At 40.7% G+C, this 2,667-nt stretch carries 2 protein-coding genes and 1 pseudogene; 2 read left to right on the forward strand and 1 reads right to left on the reverse strand.

Annotated elements, in window-relative coordinates; translation table 11 throughout:
• Nucleotides 1-187: 187 nt before the first annotated feature.
• The gene (locus tag F6K13_RS27525) at nucleotides 188-586 is read left to right on the forward strand and encodes a response regulator (RefSeq protein WP_124145042.1); all 399 of its coding nucleotides are present in this window, start codon (nucleotides 188-190) and stop codon (nucleotides 584-586) included.
• A 165-nt stretch (nucleotides 587-751) separates the two neighbouring features.
• On the opposite strand, the pseudogene F6K13_RS27530 reads toward F6K13_RS27525, so the two are convergent.
• Nucleotides 752-2,584, reverse strand: a pseudogene (locus F6K13_RS27530) (Na-K-Cl cotransporter); the annotation flags it as partial.
• A gap of 11 nt (nucleotides 2,585-2,595) precedes the next feature.
• On the opposite strand from F6K13_RS27530, the gene F6K13_RS35460 reads away from it, so the two are divergent.
• The coding region (locus tag F6K13_RS35460) for an adenylyl-sulfate kinase (RefSeq protein WP_353735727.1) at nucleotides 2,596-2,667 on the forward strand (72 nt) is incomplete at its 3' end.

The raw sequence follows: 2,667 nt of genomic DNA on the forward strand, positions 1-2,667 counted from the left end.
CTTCTTTCGTAGGGACATTGCATAAGGGCGTCCCTACCATTTGTAACAAACATTTATCAAATTGGTGTTAGAGACATTAATTCTTTCCGCCTACTCCCTACTACCTACTGCCTATCTATAAGAAAATTTAGTCTAAACTTTATAATGGGGTTTTTAGACTTTAACGAGTATTTAGCGGGAGACTTATATGAAAACTGTTTTGATTGTAGAAGACGATCAAGTTAATGCTAGAGTTTTTTCCAAGATTTTGACCAAAAGAGGTGGTTTAGCTGTTAAGCACACAGAAGATGTGGAAGAAGTAGTAAAAATGGCTAACTCAGGAGAAGCAGACTTGATTTTGATGGATGTTTCTCTAGCTCGTAGTGTTTACCAGGGTAAATCTGTTGATGGGATTAAAATTACTCAAATTCTTAAAGCTGACCCTAAAACGGATAAAATACCAATCATATTAGTGACAGCTCATGCTATGGCAGGTGATCGAGAATCTTTTTTGAAGCAAAGTGGTGCGGATAGTTATATTTCTAAACCAGTAGTGGATCATCAAGAATTTGTCAGTCAGATTAAGTCATTATTACCCCCTGATTAATTATTAAAAAATGACCACAAACTTTTCTAGAATATAACTTTAAAGATCAGAAAAGATCAGAATCCTGCTCCAATTTTTACACTTTTGGAGCGGGATATATTAATTTATCTACATTACCGCTCCTGATTTATTGACTTCTATGCCTAAAATATTATCTAATGAGAACTAGCGATCGCTGAGAACTTCGCCATAAGAAAAACCTGGTGCTGCTAGAACAAATACTGTACTAGGAAGATTAGACGTTTTGGACTGTAAATCCTCATAATACTTAGTAAAATTCTCCCCAGGAGTCCGAATTCCCAGAAAAATCAAGTCAGCATTTTGAGAAGACTCATGCAAAATATCATAGAAAGGACGACCATTAGAAACCAAAATTTGAGATTTGGCGCTAATTCGTAAATCTCGAATCACACGATCAACATTTGCCTGAGTCGGTTGAATAGCTGCTTGCTCCGGTACTACCAATTTCAAATAAATTTCCGCATTCCGCCAATCCATATCTGTGCGCAGCAAATATGCTAGAAGTAACATTAAGCCACCATTATTTTGTAAACCACCCCACCACACATCAATTCGACGATGTTGACCAAAACCACGATCGCTGTCTTCTCGAAAAATCACTACATTTTTCTTAGCTTTATGAACATGACCAATTAACTGACAGTAGCGATCGCGTCTGGAAGGTTCCTGACTATCTCCAAGTACAACAGTATTTGGCGTTAGTGGCCCAATGCCATAAGTTTCCACTAAGAGTTTAGCACCATCAAAAAAATCTGTAGCAGTAACTACCCGCACCAGAGCTTGTACCCCTCGCTTGTCCAAATACTCACGTATTGTATCTTGCATATCACTTTGCTGAGAGACATCGCGAGACGCACTAGGCAAAACACTACAGACCGTAATCATACCTCGATTATGAGTTAAGTCATCTGCAAATTTAATCAACAACCAACGTTTTTTTGGTATCCCAGACAAAACTAAAATATGTGGCCGCCAATTTTTAGTATCCTCCTCACCTATTTGAAGAATTCCTTCCCGCACCAAGGCCATCCATATTCCGCGTCTGGCATCTCCCCAAGTTGTCTCTAACTCCCGTCGCTGTAGCCAGATAAATATTGCCAGCACTATCAAAGCAGCAATAACTGTAGCCACAGCATTAATCAAAAACATCACTGCCAAACAACCAAGGGCTCCCAACATTGATAATGACCAATGGACTTTAAATGTAGGACGGAAAGAGGGGCTTTGCAAAAAGCCTTCTATACCTGCTGAAACATTTAAAACCATGTAGGTTGTCAAAAAGAACATTGTCAGCACTGGGGCAATAATATTCAGGTCACCAATACAAACCGTGGCAGTAGCGACACCTAAAGTTACCGCTGTACCAATCCTGGGTTCATCATTTGGCCCATTACCATTACCTAGAAAAGATAACCAACTAGGTAAAACTCCATCTCTTGCTAAAGCTTGTAAAACCCTTGGTGCTCCCAGAATACTACCAATCGCACTTGAAAGAGTGGCCCCCCAAACTCCCAACAAAATTGCTGGCCCCCAAAGAGCCATTTCTTTCATCACCAGAGGTTGTTCGATTAAAGTAGTAGCATCCGCCCGCATAGCCAGGACAACTGGTAGTACCATATAAACTATATACCCAGTACCAACGGCTGCCAAAGTACCTACAGGAATTGAACGGCTAGGTTCTCGCAAGTCTCCAGACATACTCACCCCTGCCATAATACCTGTTACGGCTGGAAAGAAGACCGCAAAAACTGTCCAAAATGATTCTGATACTCTCTCTGAAGCTCCCAAAATTTCTATGTTTGTTGTTTCTAGTGGATGTCCGAATGCAAATGAAAGTAGAGATAGAATTATCGCGACCATAATAAAATACTGGGCCTTAATAGCAATCTCTGCCGAAGTTATGGCTAAGACTGCCACTGCTATAGTTGTAGCTAGAGCTACATATAGTTGGTTAAGACCACCAAAGGCATCTACTAGAAACAACAAACATAGACGACATCGGCCGCGCCGCGTACCTGCTCGACGGCGACAACATGCGTCACGGACTCAACGGCGATCTC

It is taken from the genome of Okeania sp. SIO2B9 (assembly GCF_010672505.1).
Lineage (GTDB): Bacteria > Cyanobacteriota > Cyanobacteriia > Cyanobacteriales > Microcoleaceae > Okeania > Okeania hirsuta.

Coding starts and splice junctions, on each gene's coding strand:
- F6K13_RS27525 (WP_124145042.1), top strand. CDS start 188: ATGAAAACTGTTTTGATTGTAGAAGACGATCAAGTTAATGCTAGAGTT.